Origin of the sequence: Weissella oryzae SG25 (genome assembly GCF_000691805.2) — a bacterium.
GTDB lineage: Bacteria > Bacillota > Bacilli > Lactobacillales > Lactobacillaceae > Weissella > Weissella oryzae.
The window spans coordinates 50247-74096 of record NZ_DF820486.1 but is presented as its reverse complement, the minus strand read 5'-3'; the positions used below and the strand labels follow the sequence as shown (position 1 = coordinate 74096).

The window sequence follows — 23850 nt, the reverse complement described above, 5'->3', positions numbered from 1 at the left end:
ATGGCAAAAAAAGTAAAGCAACCAACTTTGGATATCCATGGTAAGCCATATAATCGTTCAGTGATGATTTTGGTTTTGCTGATTGGAACCTTTGCAGGTATGTTAATGCAGACTTCATTGGGAACAGCAATTCCAACTTTGATGACTAGTTTTGATATTAATTTAGGGACGGCGCAACAGGCGACGACCTGGTTCTTACTAGCAAATGGAATTATGGTGCCAGTTTCGGCATTTTTGGTTACGCGGATTTCAAGTAAGTGGTTATATTGGATTGCTTATACCTTGTTGTTCATTGGAATGGCAGTTTCAGCCTTTACACCGGCACGTAAGGATATGTGGTTCATGTTCTTGATTGGCCGGATGTTGGCAGCGGTGGCCGTGGGAATTACGATGCCATTGATGCAAGTTATCATGGTTAATATTTTCCCAGCCGAAGAACGTGGTGCAGCCATGGGACTTAACGGTTTAGTTATCGGATTGGCCCCCGCAATTGGACCAACGTTAACTGGTTGGATTTTGGATAAGAACCACTATCTATTCGGTATCTTAATTTCAGATTCTTGGCGGACGATTTTCTATCTACCGCTGATTGTTTTGGCAGTTATTTGGGTATTGACACCATTCTTAGTTAAAGATGTTTTGCCAAATCGTAAGATGAAGTTGGATGTTACTTCATTGATTTTGTCAGTCATTGGTTTTGGAATATTCCTATGGGGCTTCACTAATGTTGCATCTGATGGTTGGGGTGATGTAAAGAACGTTGTCCTACCAATTGTCTTGGGAATTGTGATTATTATTACCTTTATTTTGCGTCAATTGAAGCTAAAAGATCCATTTATGGATGTGCGAGTCTTTAAGAACAAGCAATTCAGTGTGACGACCTTATCAGTAATGATGGCCATGATGGCCATGATGGGTGTCGAGATGATGCTACCTACGTATTTGCAAAACGTTCACGGCTTGAGCCCACTAGATTCAGGTTTGATGCTTTTGCCAGGTGCGTTAATGTTGGGAGTCGTGTCACCAATTGCCGGAGCAGTTTATGACCGCGTTGGGGCACGTCGTTTGGCACTGATGGGCTTCACTATTTTGGCTTTGGGGACTTTCCCATTCATGTTCTTGAGCTCAACTACGCCAGATATTTACATCACGGCTTTGTATGCTTTGCGGATGTTTGGAATTTCAATGGCAATGATGCCTTTGACGGCTAGTGCAATGTCAGCAGTACCACAAGAAGAAGCTGCACACGCAACCGCATCAAACAATACTGCACGCCAAGTGGCTTCGGCAATGGTTGTTGCCCTCTTGGCTTCAGTTACGCAAGATATTATCAATAACAATCAACCAGCTAAGCATTTACAAACCACAAATCCTTTGGTTTATGCCAATGACTTCTTGCAAGCCTCAATGAAAGGTTTCCACTGGTCTTTCGGTCTTGGTTTTGGTTTTGCCGTTTTGGGAATTGTGTTTGCATTTATGTTGCGTAAGGGTAAGGTAATTGCTGGCACAACTAACAATGTTCGGGTTGAACGTGAAATCAATAAAGAGGAGGCCTAATTAATGATTCTTATAATTATGTTAATCTTGGCCATTTTGACTTTTGTAAGTTGGGCCTTTATCAAAAAGACCAATTTACGGATTACACTTGGTACAATCTCAATGGTCTTACTCTTTGTAACTGTAGGGGCTTTGAATTTAAACATAGCTCATCATTTCGGAATGGAAAAAGTTACGACTAGTAAAAAGAGCGCCGTATACTCGGCAAGTCCAGCATCACCAGCGGGGATGTTGATTGCGCAACGCTTAGGAACTAAGGCTGATAATTATGTTCTAGTGTACAGTGCAAGTGCAACGGCTAAAAAGCCAACCACTTTTGGTGTACCTGATAAAAGCCATATTACAACCGCAGTTAAAGAGCGAACAACTTATCGCTTGGCTGATGTAGATGATGCCAGTGCTAAGACAGTGACTGTACGTTGGGAGTGGAAGAACAATTTCTACAAGCTTTTGTTTGAAGTTGGTGGTCAGGGCGGTGAACTTGTTTCACGCGTCAAGACCGTTACAGTGCCTAAAGCAACTTGGGTCGTTATGACGCCCCAAGAAGCTAAGACAATGCAAGCGCAACAAGCGCAAGCACAGAGCAATCCAGCTGCGGCAGCAGCTCAACAAAGCCAAATGAAGATGGCCGTTGAAGCTAAGGTCGCTGCCTACATGCAAGCTCATCCACGGGCACAACAGAGTGAAATTCAAGCCGCAACTAAAACTGCAACTGCCGAAGCAATTAAGCACAGTTTGGCGCAATAAGTTACAATAAAAACACACCACTAATTAGCGGTGTGTTTTTATTATTATTAAGTGGTAGGTGATTGCGATGCAAAGCTGGGAAAAGAAAATTAAGATTACAAAGACCCAGGCGGGGCAGTCAATTAAGCAGTTATTGATAGGTTTGAAATTACCCAAGCGGATTCGGGGACAATTACGTCAAGCGCGGCGCATATTATTAAATGGGCACTATCAGCCAACCTCAACGACTTTAGCCAGTGGAGATATTTTAGCACTAACCTTTGTGGCTAGTGATTTTATCACCGCTGAATCAAGTTATTTGCCGGATGAAGGGCGACATCCACAAATTATTTTTGAAAATGATGATTTATTGGTTGTTAATAAATTTAGGGATGTAAAAACGCACCCTAATTCACCGGATGAGCAAGGAACAATGCTAAATTACGTCCAGGCTTACTTGATGCAAAAATCAACTACGGACCGGGCCTACATGGTCCACCGTTTAGATGCTGCAACAACGGGTGCGTTAGTGATTGCAAAAAATCCAGTTGTGGTGCCAATTTTAACGGATCAACTCCGGCATAAAACTTTAGGCCGCACTTATTTAGCCTGGGTCAGTGGGGTGCTAGCCGAGCAAGCGGGTGAAATTACCTTACCAATTGGCCTGGACCCAAATAATCCACGCTTGCGCTAGGTGGCAGGATTAGATGCGCAGACGGCTTTAACGCATTGGGTGAAAATTCATCAAGTAACTAACTACAGTCTAGTACGGATTCAATTAGCTACCGGGCGAACTCATCAAATTCGAGTTCACTTTGCTGCAATTGGGCATCCCTTAGTTGGGGATACGCTATATAATCCAGCTAGCCCCAAAGGAGCAGCTTTGCTTTTACACGCTGCTGCGGTTAGTTTACAAATTCCGTTTAGCAATGAAGAAAAGATGATTGGTGTACCACTACCAGAAGATTTCCCCCGTAATTTGGGGCCAGTTTAATATAATATGAAGCAAGGAGCATTAAATGCGAAAAATAGTTTTTGTTTGTTTAGGAAATATCTGTCGGAGTCCAATGGCAGAATTTTTAATGAAGGACCTTGTTCGACAAAATGATCAAGCAGCAGATTTTGAAATTGCATCCCGGGCAACTAGCAGTTGGGAACATGGCAATCCAATCCATCAAGGTAGTCAAAGAATGATGCTTGCGCATGGTATCCCCTTTGATGCGGATAAAACCAGTCAAAAAATCTCTGCGGCGGATTTTGCGTACTTTGATGAAATTATTGCAATGGACCAAGCCAATGTGGATGACTTACAGGAAATGGCACCAGCAGGTACGAGTCATAAGATTCGTAAGTTAATGAGTCAAGATGTGCCGGATCCTTGGTACTCCGGTAATTTTGCTGGGACATATGATTTATTACAAGTGGGCTTAGCAGATTTACTCTAAGCACCACAAAAAAACACTTAAAGCAGCTTGGTACAAGCGCAAAGCTAGTTTGGCGTTTGCGTTTCCAGTGCTTTAAGTGTTTTTTATTTTATGCCCAATCGCCGTTGCGGAAAACTGGGACTGTTTGATCATCAAATGTAAGGCCATCGACATTCATATCAGCTGAGCCAACCATGAAATCAACGTGGACTAATGAATTGTTTTGGCCTAGGGCGCTGCGCTGCGCTTCATTCAACTGTGTACCGTTTTTAACGTTGAAGGGATAAGCAGCACCGAGTGCCAAGTGGTCAGAAGCATTCTCATCAAAGAGAGTATTGTAGAAAATAATCCCTGATTGTGAAATTGGTGAAGGGTCAGGAACTAATGAAACCTCACCAAGTGAACTGGCACCAGCATCAGTTGCTAGTAATTGTTTTAGAACGGCTTCACCTGAACTGGCTTGGGCCTTAGTAACTTGGCCGTCAACAAAGGTAAGCTCAATGTCATTAATTAAGACCCCCGCATAAGAGAGGGGCTTAGTTGCTTTCACATGACCAGTGATATGCTGACGGTCAGGTGAGGTGAAGACTTCTTCGGTTGGCATATTAGCGACAAAGAGGTTACCAGCTTTATCAACCGAATCAGCCGCCTCCCAGAGATGGTTTTTTGCCAGGCCAACAATTAGGTCGGTGCGGGGTGATTGGAAGTGTAAGGCTTTAAAGTTTTGCTCGTTTAACCAAGTAGCCTTATGCTTGAGTTGTTTGATGTGGTCTTGCCAAGCGGTAATTGCATCATGCTGTAAGTCAATGCGGGTTGCTTTGAAGATTTCTAACCATAAACGATCTTGTGCCGCACTAGCTTCCATTTCTGGAAAGACCTTCTGGGCCCACTTTTGACCAGCTGCAGCAACAACTAACCATGAAACATCGTTATTCATGGTAGCTTCACGGACAGCTTTAACAGCCCGTTGGTAAGATTGTTGGTAGGCAGATACTCGGTCGGCATCAACACTAGCCAGGCCATCAGGATCTTCTGAGATGATGCTAATGCGACTTGTTGAGCGCCCCATTAATTCTTCGGCCCTAATGGTCAGCCAGGCCGGTTGGCTGGTTAAGTCCGCTTCACGGGCGTGGTTTAAGAAATTACGTACCGTAGTTGTATCTTGCCACTCAACCATTACATTATTGGCCCCGCGTTGATAGGCGGCCCGTTGGATTTCATGAACTAGTGGGCTTTGGTCAATCTGAGCATAGACGATAATATCCTGCCCCGGTTGAACATTAACCCCAATTGAGGTAATTACTTCAGCATATTTTTCTAAATATTGATTTAGGTTTTCTAACATGATTTTCCCTCGCTTTTGTCTTTGTTAAAATTTTACACTAAAAAGCAGCTTTAGGCACCGGCCATTTGGTTGCAACGGCTGATTTTAAGCTTTAGCGAAGGCAAATTAAGTAATTTAAAGGTTAGAAGGGTGCTTAATGAAGGATTCTTAAACATTTATTGGGCTTAATTGTTCGCTAATCATAAAATCCGGTATAATGAAAGAATGAATAAGTTTAAAGATAAGAAGGTTATAGAATGATTACTTTGAAGTCAGCACGTGAAATTGAAGCCATGAAAGCATCTGGGGCGATTATTGCCGGTATGCACATTGGTTTACGTGATATTATCAAGCCTGGAATTTCGACTTGGGAAATTGAAGAGTTTGGGCGTAAATATATCGAAGACCACGGCGGTCGGGCGGCGCAAATTGGCTTTGAAGGCTTTGAATACGCAACAACGGTTTCAGTTAATAACGAAGTTGCCCACGCATTCCCACGTAAAGGCTTGTTCCTTAAAGATGGTGATTTAGTCAAAGTTGACACGGTAGTTGACCTTGATGGGGCCTATTCGGATTCTGCTTGGACCTATGCAGTCGGTGAAATTTCTGCCGAACACCAACGGTTGATGGATGTGGCTTTCAAGGCTTTGTATTTGGGGATTGACCAAGCCCAAGTTGGTAATCGTTTGGGTGATATCGGTGCTGTAATCAACGCCTATGTCGAAGATGAGAATGGCTTTGGTAATGTGCGTGAGTACATTGGTCATGGAATTGGACCTACGATGCATGAAGATCCAGCAGTACCACATTATGGTGTAGCTGGGCGTGGTTTGCGCTTGAAGCCAGGGATGACAATTACTATTGAGCCAATGGTTAATGTTGGTGATTGGCGGACCGAGACCTCTGAAGAAGATGGTTGGACGGTAACAACTAAGGATGGATCATGGTCGGCCCAATTTGAGCACACAATTGCAATTACTAATGATGGTCCAAAAATTCTAACGAGTCAGGATCCAATCTTTGACGCTAAATATTTGTAATTATTGCTAGCTAGTAAGGAAATTAAAATTTTATGCAACAGAGCAAGAGTTATATTTTCGCAAAACGTTTTTTAGATATTTCAGCGGCTTCATTTGCTTTAATTATTTTGTCACCAGTTTTCTTAATTATTGCTTTGTTTTATCTATTTGGTGATAATCGTGGGCCAGTTTTTTATAAACAGGAGCGGGTCGGGCAAGACCATCGAAAATTTGGTATCTACAAATTCCGGTCAATGATTGTTGATGCGGAAAGCAAGTTATATGCTAATCCTAAGTTATATGCCGAATTTGTTGAAAATGGCTATAAGCTACCAACTGAGGATGATCCACGGATTACAAGATTCGGAGCCTTTTTACGAAAAACTTCCCTTGATGAAATTCCACAGTTTATTAATATCTTGTTGGGGGATATGAGCATTGTGGGTCCGCGGCCGGTTGTTGCTAAAGAGTTAATTGAGTATGGTGACCGGGTGGATGAGTTTTTATCGGTTAAGCCCGGTGCAATGGGGGTCTGGCAAGCGTCAGGTCGTTCGGATATTCAATACCCAGAGCGGGCCGATTTAGAACTAAGTTATGTCTATTCAGCTGATATGTGGTTTGATTTTAAAATTTTAGCCCAAAATATCTTAGCAATTTTGAAGCGCGATGGGGCAATGTAGATGCTCCATTTGAACAAGAAGCAAGGTTTAGGAATGGATCAGTTCAAGCTGACCCATTTTTAAATGGAGGGAGTAATGATGAAAATATTAATTGCGCTGCATAAACCCTACGCAGTACCAAAAGAAGCGATTTATTTACCAATTCAAGTTGGGGCAGACCTACCTGATCGTCAATTACTTGTTAATACAATTGCTGATAATACGGGACGCAATATTTCAAAAGAGAATGGCCATTACAATGAACTAACGGCATTATATTGGGCTAAATATAATTTAGCCGATGAGGATATTATTGGTTTGGTACATTATCGGCGCTACTTTGGACGTAAGGCAAGCCATAACCTAGCTGATATTTTAAGCGAAGACGAAATTCGTCAGACACTAAAAACGGTTGATGTTATTTTACCCAAGGCTCGCAACTACTTTATTGAAAATCAGCAAGATCATTATCTACATGCGCATCGTGGTGAACCATATTTTGCTTTGGAAAAGGTCTTAACTGACCATTATCCTGATTATTTACCGGCTTTTAGCAAATTAGCTAAAACAACCCGGGCGCATTTATTTAATATGAGTATAATGAAACAGGTAGATTTTCAAGCCTACACGACCTTTTTATTTGACGTATTGGCTCTTGTGGCTGAACAGATTGATTTAGTCAACTACCGAGGTCAAGAACAACGTGCTTTAGGTTTTCTGGCTGAACGTTTAATGGACGTTTGGCTTGTAACTAATCAGAAAAGTTTTAAAGAGTTTCCACTAGTTACAACCGAAAAAACTAATTGGCTTGATAAGGGTAGTCAATTTTTACTACGTAAGTTCGGATATAAGCAAGGCAGTCGAACCCATTTTTAGGGGCAATATTCAAAAACTCGGTTATATGGTAAAGTATTAGCAAGAGTTTTTTACTTTGAAAGGATTTTTTTAAGATGGCTTTAAACGATAAAAATTATGATTATCTAATTGTTGGTGCTGGACCTTTTGGTGCCATTTTTGCTTATGAGGCAGCTAAGCGTAATAAGCGGTCTTTGATCATTGAAAAGCGTGCCCACCTAGCTGGTAATATGTACACCCATACAGAACATGGAATTACAGTTCATGATTTTGGGGCACATATTTTCCATACAGATAACAAAGAAGTTTGGGACTATGTACGACAATTTGCTGATTTTAATGGTTATCAAAATCAAGTTGTTGCAAACTACAAGGGTGAGCTATATAACTTACCATTTAACATGAATACCTTTTATGAGATGTGGGGAACAAAGACTCCAGACGAGGCTAAGGCTAAGATTGAGGAGCAAAAAGCGGCTGCTTTGGCTGACTTAGGTGACCGTGAACCTCGTAATCTAGAGGAACAAGCAATTTCTTTGATTGGTACTGATATTTACCAAAAGCTCATCAAGGGCTATACAGAAAAGCAATGGGGACGTAAGGCAACTGAGCTTCCTGCCTTCATTATTAAGCGTTTACCAGTACGTTTTATTTACGACAATAATTACTTTAACCACCGCTATCAAGGTATTCCAGTTGGTGGATACACACAAATTTTTGAAAAGATGCTTAATAATAATCCTTTGATTGATGTTAAATTGAATGAGGATTTCTTTGCTCATAAAGATGAGTACCTAGCTGAATTCCCTCGTATTCTATACACAGGTATGATTGATCAGTTCTTTGACTATCAATACGGTGAGTTAGAGTATCGTTCACTTCGTTTTGAACATGAAACGATTGATTCAGATAATTACCAAGGTAACTCAGTTATTAATTACACAGATGCAGAAACACCATATACGCGTGTAATGGAGTGGCGGCACTTTGATGGTTTGGCTGATGATGGTAAGACAATTATCACGCGGGAGTATCCACAAGACTGGGATCGGAGCAAGGAAGCCTATTATCCAGTTAATGATGAAAAGAATACGAATCTTTACAAGGAATACGCTAAAGAAGCGCGTAAGCACAAGGATCAAGTTATTTTTGGTGGTCGCCTAGGTCAGTATCGCTATTACGATATGGACCAAGTCTTTAATGCAGCTTTGAATGAGGTGCGTAGTGAATTTGACATTGCGAGTGACTTTAACTTTGCACATGATGAGGAGCATTAATTAGTTATGACAGTTAGTGCGGTAGTCGTCACCTATAATCGATTGAGCCTATTAAAAGAAGTTATTGCAGCCTTGCAAGCATCACAGACACTGGTTAATCATATCATTGTAGTTGATAACGCTTCAGACCAAGACACACAGGCTTACCTAAATAGTCTGGCCGGCCAGATTTGTTATGTCCGGTTAACTAAAAATTTGGGTGGTGCTGGCGGTTTTAACCGTGGGATTCGTTATTTTATGGAAGAAACCAACGATGACTATGTGTGGTTGATGGATGATGATACCGTGGTGAAGCCAGATACTTTAACCAAACTAGTTAATTTTGCGGATAGCAAACAACAATTTGGCTTTTTAGCATCTGATGTACGTTGGATTGATGGACAGCGGGCTTTGATGAATTTACCTGCACCGCTCAATCGTTTGCAGGTTGTACCTGAAAATCCGGTAGTACCAATTGAGTTGCGTTCAGCGACCTTCGTGTCACTTTTATTTGCTCGTTCGGTGGTAGCAACAATCGGCTTACCAATCACTGACTTTTTCATTTGGGGTGACGATATTGAGTATACTGAACGGGCGCGCCGCGTTGCGCCAGGATACTTAGTACCGGCTGCCCAAGTGGTACATAAAATGTCACAAAATATTGGGTCAGATATTATCAAAGATAGTAAGGCGAGAACGAATCGTTATTACTATGCTTATCGTAATAAGTTATACTATGCACGCCAACGCAATAGTTTTGGTTATTTTAAAGGGCAAGTGCGAATCTTACTTGAAACAATGCGGTTAATTTTTTGGCCTAAGAAGGTAGAAAATCGCTGGGGTAAAGTCAAAGTTATTTTGCAGGCGGTTCATGACGGGCGTAAATTTAATCCACCGGTTGAGTTTGCCAAAAAGCATGAAGCTGTAAAATAAATGTTTTGACCAGATTGATGTTAAGTTAAGAGGGGGGCTTTTCTTACTGATAAAAGCTCATATGCAGTTAAGTGAAATATGATTAACGTGAATACAATTAAGTGAGGAAAGTATTAATAAACATGTCAAAGAAGAAACTTGCAATTATATTGCCAGCGTATAACGAAGAACCAGTAATTCAAAAAACAACAAAAGTGCTTAGTGATTTACTTAAGAGTTTAGTAGCTGCTGAAACAATTACAGATGATAGTTTTATCATGTATGTGGATGACGGCAGTGTTGACCAAACTTGGCAGTTGATTAATCGTTTGGCGGATCAATATGGTCATGTTAAGGGGTTACGCTTTAGTCATAATTTTGGTCATCAGAATGCGTTGATTGCTGGGCTAACGGAAGTAACTGGGTCAGATGTTGACTATGCGGTAACTATTGATGCAGATTTGCAAGATGATCCACAGGCAATTACTGAGATGCTTCGGTTAGCGATTGAGGAGCATAAAGATATTGTCTATGGAGTTAGAAATGACCGTACATCAGATACTGCCTTTAAGCGGCAAACAGCTGGTCTTTTTTACAAGTTAATGAATTTTTTGGGCGTTAAAACCATTCCTAATCATGCTGATTTCCGTTTGGTTGATCAACGAGTGTTGGCTGCCTTCCAAGAGTATCAAGAACGGGATATGTTCTTACGTGGGATTTTCCCAGCAATTGGGTTTAATTCTGCTGAAGTTTTTTATGCACGAGCTGAGCGTGAAGCTGGTGAAACTAAATATCCCTTACGTAAAATGTTACAGTTTGCCTTGAGTGGAATTACCTCTTTCTCAGTTGCACCAATTACCATGGTACGTAATATGGGGTTAGCTATTTCAGGAATTAGTCTATTGATGCTAATCTATGCAATTGTTCGGTACCTGATGGGCGTTACGCAGTTAGGTTGGCCATCATTGATGGTTTCAATTTGGTTCTTGGGTGGGATTCAGCTAACTGCCATTGGGGTTATCGGTGAATATATTGGTAAGGTCTTTATGGAAGTTAAGCATCGTCCTCGCTATTTAATTGCTGATCGGCGTGATTGAGTTTAGTAGAATTGCTTAAATCTTGTAATTTTTGTACAGCTAGTTTGGTTCACCGCTCTGGTTTAGGTCATTCTACAGGATTGGATGGTACAAGGATATCTTAGGCTAATTTATGATGTAGCGATACAATTTTTCGCCCATAAGTAGGCTGAAAACTCGATGCATTAATGCTAGATTGAATACCATTCAAAGATTGCAGGCCAAACTTTAAAAATTGGTAACTATGTGGCAAACAGACTTATGCCATCTATAAAAACTATATAAGGATTAACCATTTGCGTATTAATCTGAGTTTGCAAAATGACTGTGCTTTGGATAACTGAGTTCCATTGTAGAATATTACCTAAAGTTATCGTAATTCTAAGCGCCAATTCCCGTGACTTTAGTCATGGGGGAGTTTAATGCCTCGAATATAGATAAAAGCGCATCCTTTTGTTATTAATAACAAAAGGATGCGCTTTTTTGGTGGATATATTTATTGCAATGAAAAAGAATGATTAATTCTCTGATAGTAATGAAGGCAATAAGCTGTTTTATTGGTGTTGACGCGTTAATTCTTCGATTAAATAAGATTCTAGAAAGGGCGGGATACCGTACCAAGTCATAATGGTATAAACATCTAAGGGCCAATCATTTTGAATTTGAAAATTAACAATACGGCTAATCATCTCAGCGTTTGCTTCAGTTTCGTGGGGGTTTCGTTCATCGTTGCCGTTAGTCCAGTTTAAACGACCATTATGAGCTAATTCAATGTGTACTTCTTCATGGATATAATCAGCGATGGATGCCGTTTGCCGATTAAAAATTGCTAGTCTACGTTCGGGGTCAATAAAAGCGTGGAGTTGAGGACTTAAGTTATCAGTAATTTCATAGTGCCAGCCAGCTTCTCGTATATGATGCAAAATATCGGCAATAATATCGGATTTATTCATTGAATTTAATCCTTTCTGGGATACTTTGCTAAAATTGCTTTAATAATGTGCCAGTCATCATCGCTGATTGCTTGGCCGTTGGCGCTAAGGAGGCTGTCTCTTTCTTCATCAGCTACATAGTATAGGTCAATTGGCTGGGAAGTATCGCGCAAACTTTTATCGCTAGCGCCTAGTAAATAATCACTACTTACCTGTAACTCGTTGGCGATTTTTTGAATTGTAGCCCCGTTTGGCTTGCCTTTGCGTTTCCAAGTATAAATTGTTGCATCACTAATACCCACTCGGTCAGCTAATTGCTTGATTGATAGACCGCGGGCGTGACTAGTTGTATAAATACGTTCGTAGATATCCATCGATTAAACCACCCTTATAAATTATTTTAGTTGACAAATTAAATTTATTTAGTTAATTTTATAATTAAGTTAGTTTTAACTTGATTGATTTAAAGCAACTTTTACAAGTTTAACTCAAAAGATTTAGTTTAACCAGTCAAAAGGATAGAGGGGTTTAGAGATGATAGAAGCGGACGAAGTAAAAACTGTACGTATCTGGCTAAAAAAAGATTTAGTCAAGATTGTTCAATTAGCAAAACTTGCTGATAATCTTGATTTAGTTTTAGATAAACCACAAATGACAAAATATAATGAAGCAGTCAAAATTTGGGACATAGTTCAAGATATTTTTGCAGTCATTCCTGAGCAAGAGACACGGATTTTAGAGTTAGCTTATATTGATAGATTGGCGGATATGCAAATTTTAGAACGTTTAGGGTTCGAATCAACGGCAACATTTTATCGTTATAAACGACGGGCAATCAGTGATTTCACTGAATTATTTATTCTATTGCCGATTGGTAAACAGCAAGTTGATAAAGAATTTACTGCAAGAAAAATGATAAGAAATTAGTCAATCGTCGAGTGGTTCTTGCGAGATAAAGCAAGGTAAGATGACTGTATTAACCGGTTATATAATTAGTACGTTGAAGGGGGAGTGAATACCGAGCAATGGCTTTAATAATTAACCAATGATTCATAAATAGTTATTTAAATGATGCTAGAGTTATGGCTACGGAAGTTAGTTAGAAAAAATATGATAGTGATATAAACTAGACCTGCTATTAAGGAAGCACTATATTATTTGATTAAGTTTTACCTATTTGAATTAAAGAATATTAGTAATAACTGATGAATTTGTTGAGTGAAAATGTAAACCGGAAGTAATCAATCAAAGGAGATGATAACCATTCAATATTTAACGATTTTTATGATGTTTTCTTTAAAATCACTTTCTAGGTTGGTGACAGATGAAGCGTTTCAGGGTTTTGTTGTGGGAGTTGTGACAATTATTGCTTCTGCTGCCGCAACAATTGGTTCTAATGCCAAGATACACAAAAAAGCGAATTTAAAGTTGTCCCGTGAGTTTCGGGAATTGAAGCTAAGAGAAATTCGTACGGAATTAAATTTGGCGATTGACCATGATTATGGTAGCAAAATTGTGGCGAAAATTTATGCAGAATATAAGTTGCTTGGTGGCAATAGTTATATGACTGAGAAGGTCAAACAGTATATTGAAAATGAAACAGTGCGAGGAGGATTAGATGAAGATTGATGATTTTTTGCTGATGTTATTTAATAGTAATATTTTGTTGGCGCTGGCAATTTTTATTATTAAGTTACTACGAGCACAAACGAAAAATAAAAATTTACAAATGTTTGAAACATGGGCGCTTCAGGCGGCTGAATTGGCTTTGGCATTACCGCATACTCAAACTAATTATGAGCGTGCGGCAGCTATTTTAAATGATCGGCTAGCAGCCAATCACTTAGCAAAGCGCTTCAGTGCAGAACAAGTTTCAGCAGGAGTTAATTGGGCAATTAAAACGTTGACTCAAACGGAGGTGTTATCAAATGAACGGCATTGATATTTCAAATTATCAAGCTCTTTTAAATCTTGAGCAGGTTGCCACTGATTTTGTCATCATTAAAACAACAGAAGGAATTCATTATGTGAATCCTAGTGCTGACCAACATTTTCAGCAGGCAAAAGCTCTGGGACGGTTACTCGGTATCTATCATTTTATGACGGCAGATAACCCAATTGAACAAGCCGATTACTTTATTAGTCAAAGTCAGGAATATATTGGGCAAGTTTTGCTAGTGTTAGATTTTGAGGCCCAAGCACTGACCTTAGGTGTAGCTGGAGCTAAACAATTTTTAGATCATGTTAGAACGGTTACTGGGGTAGCCCCATTGATTTATATGAGCAAGTCAACCATCCACCAATTTGATTGGGCACCAGTTGCAGTTGATTATGCATTATGGAGTGCCCAGTATGCTTCGACCGTTTCAACTGGCTATCAAAGTGCGCCTTGGTCAGATGATAGTGGCTGGGGAGCTTGGTCAGCTGGACCAGTATTATATCAATATAGTGCTAACGGTGATTTGCCAGGTTACGTTGGTGATTTGGACCTGGATCTAGCTTATATGGACGCAACAGCTTGGCATAAATATGTGCAGGGCAGTCAAGTTGTGTTAGCAGATAAGGTGGTATCGCAGATTACAGCTAGTTCGGCAATTGAACAATTTCAACAAGTCGGTGGCCTGTATACGGCATATAATCCCATACGTGTTGATGCTGTTCAATTCAGTAATGGTATTTGGCAATTTGCCAATTATGCGCTAGCTGGAGTAGAAATTAACGGTATGGGCTTTGATTGGACTAAAAATGGCATTCCATTACAAATTATTAGTCGTGTTGATGGTGGTGACAATAATAATGTTCAACCAGGAGCTATGGTAGCCTTTGAAGCCGGCTATAATCATGGGAAAATTGACCAGTACGATTTGGCTACTGGAGCAGTTGGCATAAACTTTGTTGGTTATGGCTTGATTTGGTTTAATGCACTGGCATTACTAGGTGCATAATAATTATGTAGTTAATCGTTGGATAGTGATTCTATCCAGCGATTTTCATTTTTTAGCACTCTTTAAAATAAAGTGCTAAAAAGGTTGACTTTTGTTTTCCAACTGTGTATTATAATAATCGTTAGCACGAAGTTGATAAGAGTGCTAAGGAGGAAGCGTATGTTAACGGATCGGCAAAAATTAATCTTAGCGGCGATTATTCGAGACTACGTTCGATCTGGTAAAGCAGTTGGTTCAAAGCGCTTATTGAGTGAATTGGATTTAGCGGTTTCAACAGCAACAATCCGTAATGAAATGGCTTCTTTAGAAGAGGATGGGCTATTACAAAAAGAGCACACCTCTTCTGGTCGGGTGCCATCACAAATGGGTTATCGTTACTATGTTGATGAGTTGCTACGTGAGCCGGGGCTCGATCAAGAAATTCAAAGTGCGTTAAATCACGTTTTTGAACGTAATTTTCAGCAGATTGATGACTTGATAGATCGGATGGTTCATGAAATGGCTAATTTGACCGGGTTTACGGTTTTTGCCTTAAAGCCAGAAGTGTTAGACGTACGGTTATCTGGTTTCAGATTAGTACCGTTAAATAACAATCAGGTCATGGCAATTATTGTTAATAGTGATGGTCAAGTAACCAGTCAGAGCTTCCAACTACCGACGAGAACATCACTTGATGATTTGAGTAGCATGGTGCGCTACATCAATGAGACGTTGGTGAATCAGCCAGTAAGGGAAATTTTGATGACCCTGTCGGGCGATCTTCCATTAAAGATGGAACGGATGATTAGGACGCCGATGGCCTTCTTACAATTATTTGGGGATGTTTTGGCACGTTCAATCCGTGATTTAGTCTTCACTGGTGGTCGTTTGAATTTATTGGATTTTTCAGATGATAAAAAACTGCTCGATATTAAGCAACTTTATCAATTGTTGGAAAATCCAGTAGCGATGCGCAAAATCATTACGAATGCAAATGAGGGCGTGATGATTCAGATTGGTGATGAGAATAGTTTGAGTTTGCTGGCTCCTTATAGTTTGGTTTCAGCGACTTACCGTGTACCGCAATTAGGTATGGGAGCCTTAGCTATTTTAGGTCCAACTAATATGCCGTACGGGGAAATCATCACAATTGTTGATACTTTCCGGCAAGCTCTCGCTCAAAAAATATTTGCTTACTATCATTAGAAAATAGAGGTGTTACATGGCAGAAAATAAGAATAGTCCAGCAGAAGAAGAGATGGCAGCTGAGGCGGTTGAAGATGTAGCAGCAACTGAAGTTGTTGAAGATATCGACCAAATTGCCGACCTTGAAGCAAAATTAGCTGCAGCAGAAGACAAGTTTTTACGTGCCCGGGCCGAGATGCAAAACATCAAGGTACGGTCTGAGCGTGAACAGGCACAGGCTGTAAAGTTTGCGGCTGCCGGTCTAGCAAAGTCAATTTTGCCAGCCGTTGATAATTTGGAACGAGCTTTGCAAGTTGAAGTAAACGACGAAGCGGCGCAACAAATTAAAACTGGGGTTGAGATGGTCTTTAAGACCCTAGGTAATGCCTTAGAAGAAAATGGGATAAAGACGGTTGGTGCTGTTGGTGAACCATTTGACCCTAACTTCCACCAAGCAATTCAGTCAGTACCTGCGGATGATCAACATCCAGCTGACACGATTGCATCGGTTCTTCAAAAGGGCTACGTATTAGCTGATCGTGTAATCCGACCAGCAATGGTTGCAGTATATAACTAAAATAAGAATAAAAAATTAGAGGTGCTAATTATGTCAAAGATTATTGGTATTGATTTAGGAACAACAAATTCAGCCGTTGCCGTCCTTGAAGGTGGACAACCAAAGATTATTACTAACCCAAATGGGGGTCGTACAACGCCATCTGCTGTATCATTTAAGAATGGTGAAGTACAAGTTGGTGATACTGCCAAGCGTCAAGCTATCACAAACCCTGAGACAATTATTTCAATTAAGTCACACATGGGTGAGGCCGGCTACAAAGTTAAGGCTAACGGTAAGGAATACACACCACAAGAAATCTCAGCAATGATTTTGCAATACATCAAGCAATATGCTGAAGATTACTTGGGTGAGACCGTCGATAAGGCAGTTATCACGGTACCAGCTTACTTTAACGATGCGCAACGTCAAGCAACTAAGGATGCTGGTAAGATTGCTGGTTTGGAAGTTGAACGGATTATCAACGAGCCAACTGCTGCTGCATTGGCTTATGGACTTGATAAGCTTGATAAGGATGAAAAGGTTCTTGTTTATGATTTGGGTGGTGGAACTTTTGATGTTTCTATCCTTGAATTAGGTGATGGTGTCTTTGAAGTTCTTTCAACTAATGGTGACACTCATCTTGGTGGTGATGATTTCGATCAAAAGATTATTGATTGGATTGTTGCTGAGTTTAAGAAGGAAAATGGTGTTGACTTGGGTCAAGATAAGATGGCCCTACAACGTTTGAAGGATGCTGCTGAGACGGCTAAGAAGACTTTGTCATCTGCAACTGAAGCATCAATTGACCTACCATTTATCACAGCAACTGACCAAGGTCCATTGCACATCCAAATGACTTTGACGCGGGCACAATTTAATCAAATGACTTTGGATTTGGTTAAGCGCGCTGAAGGACCTGTTAAGGCTGCTTTGAAGGATGCCGGTTTGAGCTTGAATGATATCGATAAGGTTATCTTGAATGGTGGATCAACACGTATCCCTGCAGTCCAAGAGTCTGTTAAGGCTTTGACTGGTAAGGAGCCTGATCACTCAATCAACCCTGATGAGGCGGTTGCCCTTGGTGCCGCTGTTCAAGGTGGTGTGATTACTGGTGATGTTAAGGACGTTGTTTTGCTTGATGTTACGCCACTATCACTTGGAATCGAGACAATGGGTGGGGTCTTCACAAAGTTGATTGATCGTAATACAACTATCCCTACTTCAAAGTCACAAGTATTCTCAACTGCTGCTGACAATCAACCAGCCGTTGATATCCACGTTTTGCAAGGTGAGCGGTCAATGGCTGCTGACAACAAGACTTTGGGACGTTTCCAATTGGCTGATATTCCAGCTGCTCCTCGTGGTGTTCCACAAATCGAGGTTAAGTTTGACATCGATCGTAACGGAATTGTTTCAGTTTCTGCCAAGGACTTAGGCACTAACAAGGAACAAAAGATTACTATTCAAAGCTCAGGTTCTTTGTCTGACGATGAAATTGAGCGCATGATGAATGATGCTAAGGCCAATGAAGAAGCTGATAAGGCTCGTAAGGACGAAGCAGATTTGCGTAATGAAGTTGACCAATTGATCTTTAGTTCTGAAAAGACGCTTGAAGATGTTGGCGACAAGCTTGGTGATGATGATAAGAAGCCAGTTCAAGATGCTTTGGAAGCCTTGAAGGCAGCCAAGGAAGCTGATAACCTTGAGGACATGAAGGCTAAGAAGGACGAACTTTCTAAGGTCGCACAAGAATTAGCCGTTAAGTTGTATCAACAAGCTCAACCAGCAGAAGGGGCACAAGCCGCTGAAGATGGTAAGGGTGATGATAAGACTGTTGATGGTGACTTTGAAGACGTTTCAAAGTAAATTAATTAAAAAAATGTAGAGTAGCAAGCTTTGTTACTTTGCTTTGGGGATGGGGTATTTTTGCGCCATCCCATACATATTTATTAAGAAAGGGAGGGTTTCCCTCATGAATAACACAGAATATTACGAGCGGCTAGGAGTTGATAAAAACGCCTCCCAGGACGAAATAAAAAAAGCAGCACGGAAGCTATCAAAGAAGTATCATCCTGATATTAATCATGAGCCGGGTGCTGAGGAAAAGTATAAGCAAGTTCAAGAAGCTTACGAAACCTTAGGGGATGAGCAAAAGCGAGCTGCTTATGATCAATACGGCGAAGCTGGAGCTAATGGTGGCTTTGGTGGTCAAGGCGGTTTCGGTGGCTTTAATGGCTTTGGTGGTCAAGGCAATCAATATACTGACTTTTCTGACCTTGGTGATATTTTTGGTCAGTTCTTTGGCGGCGGTTTCAATGATCCTAATCGTCCCCATAAAGGTCAGGACTTACAGTATCGGATGACGTTGACCTTTGAGGAAGCAATTTTTGGTAAGGAAACAACGATTCAATATACGCGTTCAACGCCAGATGGTAAGACTGAAAACAAAGACTTAAAGATTACAGTACCCGCTGGTGTCGAAGATGGCCAGCAGATGCGTTTGACTGAACAAGGTGAACCAGGTACAAATGGTGGCCCATATGGTGATTTGTTCGTTGCCTTCCGGGTTCAACCATCAAAGGATGGCTTTGAGCGTGAAGGGGCTAATATCTTCTTGGAACAACCAATTAGTTTCGCAATGGCTAGCTTGGGTAGTGAGATTGATGTTAAAACCGTTCATGGAGATGTGAAGTTAAAGATTCCAGCTGGGACTCAAGGTGGTACCCGATTCCGCTTGCGTGGCAAGGGAGCACCTTACATGCGAGGAAATGGTATGGGGGATCAGTATGTGATTGTCTATATTGATGTACCTAAGAAATTGAATAAAGAACAAAAGAAAGCTCTTGAGAGTTTTGATGAGTTGATGACTGGTGAAGGTCATAAAAAAGGCTTCTTCGGTTAAGGTCTATCTGAGTTCAGTTGATTATAATGAAGGCTGTTAGGATTAACAGCCTTTTTTTCTTTGTAAAGTAAATGTTTTTACCTTAAAATAAGAGCAAGCAGGTATGATTTAAATGTTTTAAAGGAATTATATGAATTTAAATGATTTTAAAATAGCAACGAGTGGGATGGATGGTCAGCGTTTGATCTTATTATCTGGTGCTCAGGTTGCAACCATGATTGAAGTCAAAGCCGAACAGGTAGTTTTACAGACAGTGCAAGGAATGGCTCCGCTTAGCTTGGCTGAATTGAGACTATGTCCGGCAAATGATACGTTACCTTTGTTTTTTCTCAGTACAAGTGGCTTAGTAGCGGTCTATGGTTATCGCGTGATTGAAAATAATCTACAATTAGGATAGGGGTAATGGAAGTGCGACATAAAATTACATACTTTTTTTTAGCCCTGTTAATAGTTGTGCTGGTTGTTGGTACAATTAAGTCATTTACCAGTGGAAATGTTGGTCTGAGGGTGCCAACTTTGACTCAAGCACAAAAAAGTAAGTCAGTCAGCCAGCCTCCAATCAGTAAAAATGTTCATGGCACAAGTTATCAACCGACCAAGGCTGATTTAGCTAACACAAATTTTGTGGCATCAGGTGATTTGACTAAGCCGGGGCAATTTACGGTTGATTCAAATGGTTTGGCAACCGAATTACAGGCAAGAACTGATTCTAATCAGTTAGTAACCAATGGAAAAGTCGTTTATCGTATTTTGAATGTCTCGATTTATGAAAATACTGCCCGCACAGATGAGAGTTTACAGAATGCTCGGCTAGCATACAGCAAGCCAATGCTAAAAAATAAATTCAAGACGTTAGTTATTGAATATATGCTTGCTAACTCTAATGATATGACGATTACGACGGATGGAATTTCAACGGTTGCTTTTAGTAATCAAGATGTAATTTCGACCCTAAATGGTTTACAAAATGATACCAATTTAGCCAATACTGGTGTGGCCGAGGGTCTAACGGTTACGACCGGTGCTAGTGCAATTTTGCCGGCCAACTTTCCAGATAAGGGGCAATTGACGGTTCAATTTGCTTCGGTTAAGCGGGCGGGAACGGTTGATGTTTTGAGTAAACCGGCCAAGGGAATCCAGATCAAGTACTGATATTAAGTCTGATAAATGCTACAATATGATTACAATGAACCGCCAGTAGCGCGGTTTTTTTATTGATTGAAAAGAGGTTCAACATGCAACTTGAATTTTTAGGCACAGGAGCCGGCGTTCCTGCTCGTTTTCGGAATGTTACGGGGATTGCCCTTCGTTTATTAGAAGAACGTAATTCAGTTTGGCTATTTGATGCTGGTGAAGGTACACAACATCAAATGCTTGCTTCAACGATTCGACCACGTAAGGTAGATAAGATTTTTATTACCCATTTGCATGGTGACCATATTTACGGCTTACCAGGCCTATTATCATCCCGGTCATTTCAAGGTGGTGAAGATACTTTACATATATATGGACCAAAGGGTATTCGCCAATTTGTTGAAACTAGTCTACACCTATCCCAAACCCATTTAACTTATCAATTGAAATTTACCGAATTACCTGCTGAAGGTGGCTTAGTCTATGAAGGACCAGACTTTACTGTGACAGCGTTACCTTTAGACCATAAAATTTTATCCTATGGCTATCGAATTGTTGAACATGATTTACCGGGTGAATTACTGGTAAATAAGCTGCATGAGATGGCAGTACCAGCTGGTCCACTTTATGGTCAGTTGAAACGGGGTCAAGATGTAACCTTGGCTGATGGACGGACAATTATTGCTAAAGATGTGATTGGCCCAGCCAAAGCTGGCCGTAAAATTGTTATTTTGGGCGATACACGAAAAACAGCTAATATTGCCAAGTTAGCACAAGATGCGGATGTGCTGGTTCACGAGAGTACCTATGGTAAAGGGGAAGCGCAGTTAGCGCGAAAGTATTACCATTCAACTAGTATGCAGGCGGCAACTGTCGCAGCTGAACAAGGTGTCGGACGTTTGTTTTTAACTCACATTTCGGCACGGTACGCAGGAAAGTCAGCCAATGAGTTGGCTTATCAAGCCCAGACTGTCTTTAAAAATACACGCGTGGTTAATGATTTTGATGTATTTGAAATTCCATTGGCTAAACAGACTAATAGCAAGCCAATTAAATTAACGATGCCAAAAGATGTCGACTAAGAGGGAGGTAGTGGATGATTTCTGCACGCAACAAGTGGGTGTTTCCACAGGTGGATCGCCCAGATTTGATTGAAGAATTTACGGAAGCCTTTGGCATCTCCGATTTAGTGGCCAAAATTTTAATTGCTCGTGGCTATGATGACCTTGAAAAGGCGCATACTTTTTTACAGCCTGACGAAAGCCAATTTCATGATCCTTTTGCCTTGCATGATATGGATAAGGCGATTACAAGAATTTTAGCTGCAATTGATGCAGGTGAAAAAATCGTAGTCTATGGTGATTATGATGTTGATGGGATGACGGCAACTGCGATTATGACCTGGGCTTTAGAGGTCCTAGGTGCTGAGGTGAGTTACTTTGTGCCAGATCGTTTCAATGATGGTTATGGTCCAAATTTGAAGCAATATCAGCGTTTAGTTGATGAAGGGATGCAGTTATTAATTACCGTTGATAATGGGGTATCTGGATTTGAAGAAATTGCTTGGTTGACCGAACAAAAGATCGATGTCGTGGTTACAGATCATCATGAATTACCAGAGCAATTACCGCTAGCAACCGCAATTGTCCACCCACGGCATCCGGAAGGTGCCTATCCCTTTGGTGGACTGTCTGGAGCGGGCGTGGCCTTTAAAGTTGCCTCAGCTCTCTTAGAAGCACCAGCGGATGAAGTTTTGGACTTAGCAGCAATCGGCACCATTGCTGATGTGATGGATTTAACTGATGAAAACCGGACAATTACCGCTCTGGGCTTGGAGAATCTAAGGAGTGATCCACGACCGGCACTAGCTGCCCTGCTACAAAAGGCCGGCATTGATTTGAGTAAATTGGATGCAGCCACGGTTGGCTTTACGATTGGACCACGGCTAAACTCTTTGGGGCGCCTGGCAAATGCAAATGATGGGGTTCAATTTCTTTTGATGGATGAACCTGGCGAAGCTGAAACAATGGCTGGACAATTAGAAGAGCTAAACACAAAACGGCAAGCTTTGGTCAACACGATTAGTACAGAAGCGTTGGCGCAGGCGGCAAACTTTGCTGATGAACCGGTACTAGTTTTGACTGGTGAAGGCTGGCATGAGGGTGTTTTGGGGATTGTTGCCGCTAAGGTCGTTGAACAAACTGGTAAGCCAACCTTGGTTTTGAACTTACAGGGTCAAGAACTAAAAGGTTCAGCACGTTCAACAGCAGCTTTTGATTTATTTGCTGCGCTTGATCCACATCGAGACTTGATGCTAGCCTTTGGTGGGCATGCAGCAGCGGCGGGCTTAACCTTGATGGTTGATAAAGTGCCAGCTTTAAGAATGGCTTTAAATCAAGCTGCTGAAAGTCAAGGCGTTGCTAGTGCAGCTTTGCCCGAACTTAGAATTGCCGCTGAGATTGGTGGACGAGCCTTTAATCGTGAAAACTATGAAGCCTTGAAAGCCTTAGCACCTTTCGGTCAGGGTAATCCCGAACCTTTGTTTGCCGTGAATTTGACAGGTGTTGAAAATGTTAAAACGATGAGTGCAGGTAAACACTTACGCTTTACGGGGCAAACTAGGGATGCCAAACTACCAATTGTGGCTTTTGGTCGCGGATCCATGGCTGATGAATTAGCTGGCCGGTTTTTAGAGTTACAAGTTGTCGGAACGATGAGCGAAAATACTTTTCGTGGCGAAGTAACTTATCAAATGATGTTGGCAGATTTAAATGCAACTGGTTCAGCTTTCTTAGATTGGCGAACAACCCGATTAACAGTGCAAACCTTTAATCAAAATGCTAGCTATATTTTCTTTCAAAAAAAGATGTATGAGCAGGCAGGAAAGTATGTTCAAGCAGGGTCAGAGGCCCTTTGGTGGGAAGATGCTTTTAATAAAACGGCTTTAGATACGATGGCTTTAGTTGACTTACCAGATAGTCTTGAACAATTAGCTGAAGTTTTACAATTTGTGCCGGCTAAACGTTTGGCAGCAATTTTTTATAGCAAGCAGCCACGCTATTTACAGCAAGCACCGAATCGACAAGATTTTAGTCGTTTTTATAAATTCGTGAGTGGACATCCAAATTTTGCCTTTAAAGCCCAATATGATAATCTTGCAAAGTATTTGAATATTGAACGAAATACATTAACTCTGATAATTCAGGTGTTTTTGGAGGCGAAGTTTGTTACAATAGACAATGGTTTTTTAAATGGAGTTTCAAATCCAGCGTCGGTAAAGTTAGAAGAAATGCCGGCATATCGAAAGTTTTTAGACCAACGTCAATTAGAGCAACAGTTAATTTACAGCACAACAGCCGAATTAGAGCAGTTGATAGCTGACTTAAGTAAGCAGGAGAACTAATAG

General features: G+C 40.9%; 24 protein-coding genes and 1 pseudogene. 22 read left to right on the top strand and 3 right to left on the bottom strand.

From position 1 onward, the window contains the following. From TT13_RS02830 to TT13_RS02815, 4 genes and pseudogenes are all read left to right on the top strand, one after another. A complete protein-coding gene (locus TT13_RS02830) occupies positions 1 to 1557 on the top strand; it encodes an MDR family MFS transporter (RefSeq protein WP_045476493.1) in 1557 nt (518 codons plus the stop codon). 3 nt (positions 1558 to 1560) lie between these two features. Then, positions 1561 to 2304 (top strand): DUF4811 domain-containing protein, encoded by a 744-nt coding sequence (locus TT13_RS02825; RefSeq protein WP_027698584.1) that lies wholly within the window; start codon positions 1561 to 1563, stop codon positions 2302 to 2304. A gap of 67 nt (positions 2305 to 2371) precedes the next feature. Continuing rightward, positions 2372 to 3277 (top strand): annotated as a pseudogene (locus TT13_RS02820) (RluA family pseudouridine synthase). 25 nt (positions 3278 to 3302) lie between these two features. Beyond that, on the top strand, positions 3303 to 3728 hold the full coding sequence (locus tag TT13_RS02815; protein ID WP_027698583.1) for a low molecular weight protein-tyrosine-phosphatase: 426 nt from the start codon (positions 3303 to 3305) through the stop codon (positions 3726 to 3728). Positions 3729 to 3816: 88 nt separating this feature from the next. Here the strand turns inward: TT13_RS02815 and TT13_RS02810 are convergent, their stop codons facing one another. Continuing rightward, on the bottom strand, positions 3817 to 5055 hold the full coding sequence (locus TT13_RS02810; protein ID WP_027698582.1) for an aminopeptidase: 1239 nt from the start codon (positions 5053 to 5055) through the stop codon (positions 3817 to 3819). 233 nt (positions 5056 to 5288) lie between these two features. Between TT13_RS02810 and map the strand changes: the two genes are divergently transcribed. The 6 genes from map (at position 5289) to TT13_RS02780 (ending at position 10829) form a co-directional block, all read left to right on the top strand. Next, on the top strand, positions 5289 to 6071 hold the full coding sequence (gene map, locus TT13_RS02805) for a type I methionyl aminopeptidase (RefSeq protein ID WP_027698581.1): 783 nt from the start codon (positions 5289 to 5291) through the stop codon (positions 6069 to 6071). A 32-nt stretch (positions 6072 to 6103) separates the two neighbouring features. Further along, a complete protein-coding gene (locus TT13_RS02800) occupies positions 6104 to 6730 on the top strand; it encodes a sugar transferase (protein WP_027698580.1) in 627 nt (208 codons plus the stop codon). A gap of 75 nt (positions 6731 to 6805) precedes the next feature. Further along, a complete protein-coding gene (locus TT13_RS02795) occupies positions 6806 to 7585 on the top strand; it encodes a DUF4422 domain-containing protein (protein WP_340147919.1) in 780 nt (259 codons plus the stop codon). A 74-nt stretch (positions 7586 to 7659) separates the two neighbouring features. Then, positions 7660 to 8841, top strand: coding sequence for a UDP-galactopyranose mutase (gene glf, locus TT13_RS02790; protein ID WP_027698578.1), 1182 nt, complete (start codon positions 7660 to 7662; stop codon positions 8839 to 8841). A gap of 6 nt (positions 8842 to 8847) precedes the next feature. Next, positions 8848 to 9753, top strand: a complete 906-nt coding sequence (locus tag TT13_RS02785; protein WP_027698577.1) for a glycosyltransferase family 2 protein — start codon at positions 8848 to 8850, stop codon at positions 9751 to 9753. Positions 9754 to 9875: 122 nt separating this feature from the next. Then, positions 9876 to 10829, top strand: coding sequence for a glycosyltransferase family 2 protein (locus tag TT13_RS02780; protein ID WP_027698576.1), 954 nt, complete (start codon positions 9876 to 9878; stop codon positions 10827 to 10829). Positions 10830 to 11362: 533 nt separating this feature from the next. Here the strand turns inward: TT13_RS02780 and TT13_RS02775 are convergent. After that, positions 11363 to 11761, bottom strand: a complete 399-nt coding sequence (locus TT13_RS02775) for a hypothetical protein (RefSeq protein WP_027698575.1) — start codon at positions 11759 to 11761, stop codon at positions 11363 to 11365. Between the two features lie 5 nt (positions 11762 to 11766). Then, positions 11767 to 12114, bottom strand: a complete 348-nt coding sequence (locus TT13_RS02770; protein WP_027698574.1) for a helix-turn-helix domain-containing protein — start codon at positions 12112 to 12114, stop codon at positions 11767 to 11769. Positions 12115 to 12274: 160 nt separating this feature from the next. On the opposite strand from TT13_RS02770, the gene TT13_RS02765 reads away from it, so the two are divergent. The 12 genes from TT13_RS02765 to recJ all read left to right on the top strand — a co-directional run bounded on the left by TT13_RS02765 (position 12275) and on the right by recJ (position 23847). After that, positions 12275 to 12667 (top strand): DUF1492 domain-containing protein, encoded by a 393-nt coding sequence (locus TT13_RS02765; RefSeq protein WP_027698573.1) that lies wholly within the window; start codon positions 12275 to 12277, stop codon positions 12665 to 12667. A 390-nt stretch (positions 12668 to 13057) separates the two neighbouring features. Continuing rightward, a complete protein-coding gene (locus TT13_RS11545) occupies positions 13058 to 13369 on the top strand; it encodes a hypothetical protein (protein ID WP_242868509.1) in 312 nt (103 codons plus the stop codon). Beyond that, on the top strand, positions 13359 to 13682 hold the full coding sequence (locus tag TT13_RS02755) for a hypothetical protein (protein WP_027698572.1): 324 nt from the start codon (positions 13359 to 13361) through the stop codon (positions 13680 to 13682). The genes TT13_RS11545 and TT13_RS02755 overlap by 11 nt, the downstream gene beginning before the upstream one ends. Next, positions 13669 to 14685 carry a GH25 family lysozyme gene (locus TT13_RS02750; protein WP_052348517.1) on the top strand — a complete coding sequence of 339 codons (1017 nt, stop codon included), beginning with the start codon at positions 13669 to 13671 and terminating at the stop codon, positions 14683 to 14685. Before TT13_RS02755 ends, TT13_RS02750 begins: the two co-directional genes overlap by 14 nt. 159 nt (positions 14686 to 14844) lie before the next feature. After that, positions 14845 to 15870, top strand: coding sequence for a heat-inducible transcriptional repressor HrcA (gene hrcA / locus TT13_RS02745; RefSeq protein ID WP_027698571.1), 1026 nt, complete (start codon positions 14845 to 14847; stop codon positions 15868 to 15870). Between the two features lie 16 nt (positions 15871 to 15886). Further along, complete coding sequence (gene grpE / locus TT13_RS02740; RefSeq protein ID WP_027698570.1) at positions 15887 to 16426, top strand: nucleotide exchange factor GrpE; 540 nt, start codon at positions 15887 to 15889, stop codon at positions 16424 to 16426. Positions 16427 to 16456: 30 nt separating this feature from the next. Then, positions 16457 to 18274, top strand: a complete 1818-nt coding sequence (dnaK, locus tag TT13_RS02735; RefSeq protein WP_027698569.1) for a molecular chaperone DnaK — start codon at positions 16457 to 16459, stop codon at positions 18272 to 18274. A gap of 106 nt (positions 18275 to 18380) precedes the next feature. Further along, positions 18381 to 19310, top strand: a complete 930-nt coding sequence (locus tag TT13_RS02730) for a DnaJ C-terminal domain-containing protein (RefSeq protein WP_027698568.1) — start codon at positions 18381 to 18383, stop codon at positions 19308 to 19310. A 130-nt stretch (positions 19311 to 19440) separates the two neighbouring features. Then, the gene (locus tag TT13_RS02725; RefSeq protein WP_027698567.1) at positions 19441 to 19707 is read left to right on the top strand and encodes a hypothetical protein; all 267 of its coding nucleotides are present in this window, start codon (positions 19441 to 19443) and stop codon (positions 19705 to 19707) included. Positions 19708 to 19712: 5 nt separating this feature from the next. Then, positions 19713 to 20462, top strand: a complete 750-nt coding sequence (locus TT13_RS02720) for a hypothetical protein (RefSeq protein ID WP_027698566.1) — start codon at positions 19713 to 19715, stop codon at positions 20460 to 20462. Between the two features lie 83 nt (positions 20463 to 20545). After that, positions 20546 to 21526: a ribonuclease Z gene (gene rnz, locus TT13_RS02715; RefSeq protein WP_027698565.1), complete on the top strand. Its 981-nt coding sequence runs from the start codon at positions 20546 to 20548 to the stop codon at positions 21524 to 21526. 14 nt (positions 21527 to 21540) lie between these two features. Next, the gene (gene recJ, locus TT13_RS02710) at positions 21541 to 23847 is read left to right on the top strand and encodes a single-stranded-DNA-specific exonuclease RecJ (RefSeq protein ID WP_027698564.1); all 2307 of its coding nucleotides are present in this window, start codon (positions 21541 to 21543) and stop codon (positions 23845 to 23847) included. The last annotated feature ends 3 nt before the right edge of the window (positions 23848 to 23850 follow it).

Excerpts from the sequence above, each read along its gene's own strand:
- TT13_RS02830 (WP_045476493.1), top strand. The coding sequence starts at position 1 with ATGGCAAAAAAAGTAAAGCAACCAACTTTGGATATCCATGGTAAGCCA.
- TT13_RS02825 (WP_027698584.1), top strand. The coding sequence starts at position 1,561 with ATGATTCTTATAATTATGTTAATCTTGGCCATTTTGACTTTTGTAAGT.
- TT13_RS02815 (WP_027698583.1), top strand. The coding sequence starts at position 3,303 with ATGCGAAAAATAGTTTTTGTTTGTTTAGGAAATATCTGTCGGAGTCCA.
- map (WP_027698581.1), top strand. The coding sequence starts at position 5,289 with ATGATTACTTTGAAGTCAGCACGTGAAATTGAAGCCATGAAAGCATCT.
- TT13_RS02800 (WP_027698580.1), top strand. The coding sequence starts at position 6,104 with ATGCAACAGAGCAAGAGTTATATTTTCGCAAAACGTTTTTTAGATATT.
- TT13_RS02795 (WP_340147919.1), top strand. The coding sequence starts at position 6,806 with ATGATGAAAATATTAATTGCGCTGCATAAACCCTACGCAGTACCAAAA.
- glf (WP_027698578.1), top strand. The coding sequence starts at position 7,660 with ATGGCTTTAAACGATAAAAATTATGATTATCTAATTGTTGGTGCTGGA.
- TT13_RS02785 (WP_027698577.1), top strand. The coding sequence starts at position 8,848 with ATGACAGTTAGTGCGGTAGTCGTCACCTATAATCGATTGAGCCTATTA.
- TT13_RS02780 (WP_027698576.1), top strand. The coding sequence starts at position 9,876 with ATGTCAAAGAAGAAACTTGCAATTATATTGCCAGCGTATAACGAAGAA.
- TT13_RS02775 (WP_027698575.1), bottom strand. The coding sequence starts at position 11,761 with ATGAATAAATCCGATATTATTGCCGATATTTTGCATCATATACGAGAA.
- TT13_RS02770 (WP_027698574.1), bottom strand. The coding sequence starts at position 12,114 with ATGGATATCTACGAACGTATTTATACAACTAGTCACGCCCGCGGTCTA.
- TT13_RS02765 (WP_027698573.1), top strand. The coding sequence starts at position 12,275 with ATGATAGAAGCGGACGAAGTAAAAACTGTACGTATCTGGCTAAAAAAA.
- TT13_RS02755 (WP_027698572.1), top strand. The coding sequence starts at position 13,359 with ATGAAGATTGATGATTTTTTGCTGATGTTATTTAATAGTAATATTTTG.
- TT13_RS02750 (WP_052348517.1), top strand. The coding sequence starts at position 13,669 with ATGAACGGCATTGATATTTCAAATTATCAAGCTCTTTTAAATCTTGAG.
- hrcA (WP_027698571.1), top strand. The coding sequence starts at position 14,845 with ATGTTAACGGATCGGCAAAAATTAATCTTAGCGGCGATTATTCGAGAC.
- grpE (WP_027698570.1), top strand. The coding sequence starts at position 15,887 with ATGGCAGAAAATAAGAATAGTCCAGCAGAAGAAGAGATGGCAGCTGAG.
- dnaK (WP_027698569.1), top strand. The coding sequence starts at position 16,457 with ATGTCAAAGATTATTGGTATTGATTTAGGAACAACAAATTCAGCCGTT.
- TT13_RS02730 (WP_027698568.1), top strand. The coding sequence starts at position 18,381 with ATGAATAACACAGAATATTACGAGCGGCTAGGAGTTGATAAAAACGCC.
- TT13_RS02725 (WP_027698567.1), top strand. The coding sequence starts at position 19,441 with ATGAATTTAAATGATTTTAAAATAGCAACGAGTGGGATGGATGGTCAG.
- TT13_RS02720 (WP_027698566.1), top strand. The coding sequence starts at position 19,713 with ATGGAAGTGCGACATAAAATTACATACTTTTTTTTAGCCCTGTTAATA.
- rnz (WP_027698565.1), top strand. The coding sequence starts at position 20,546 with ATGCAACTTGAATTTTTAGGCACAGGAGCCGGCGTTCCTGCTCGTTTT.
- recJ (WP_027698564.1), top strand. The coding sequence starts at position 21,541 with ATGATTTCTGCACGCAACAAGTGGGTGTTTCCACAGGTGGATCGCCCA.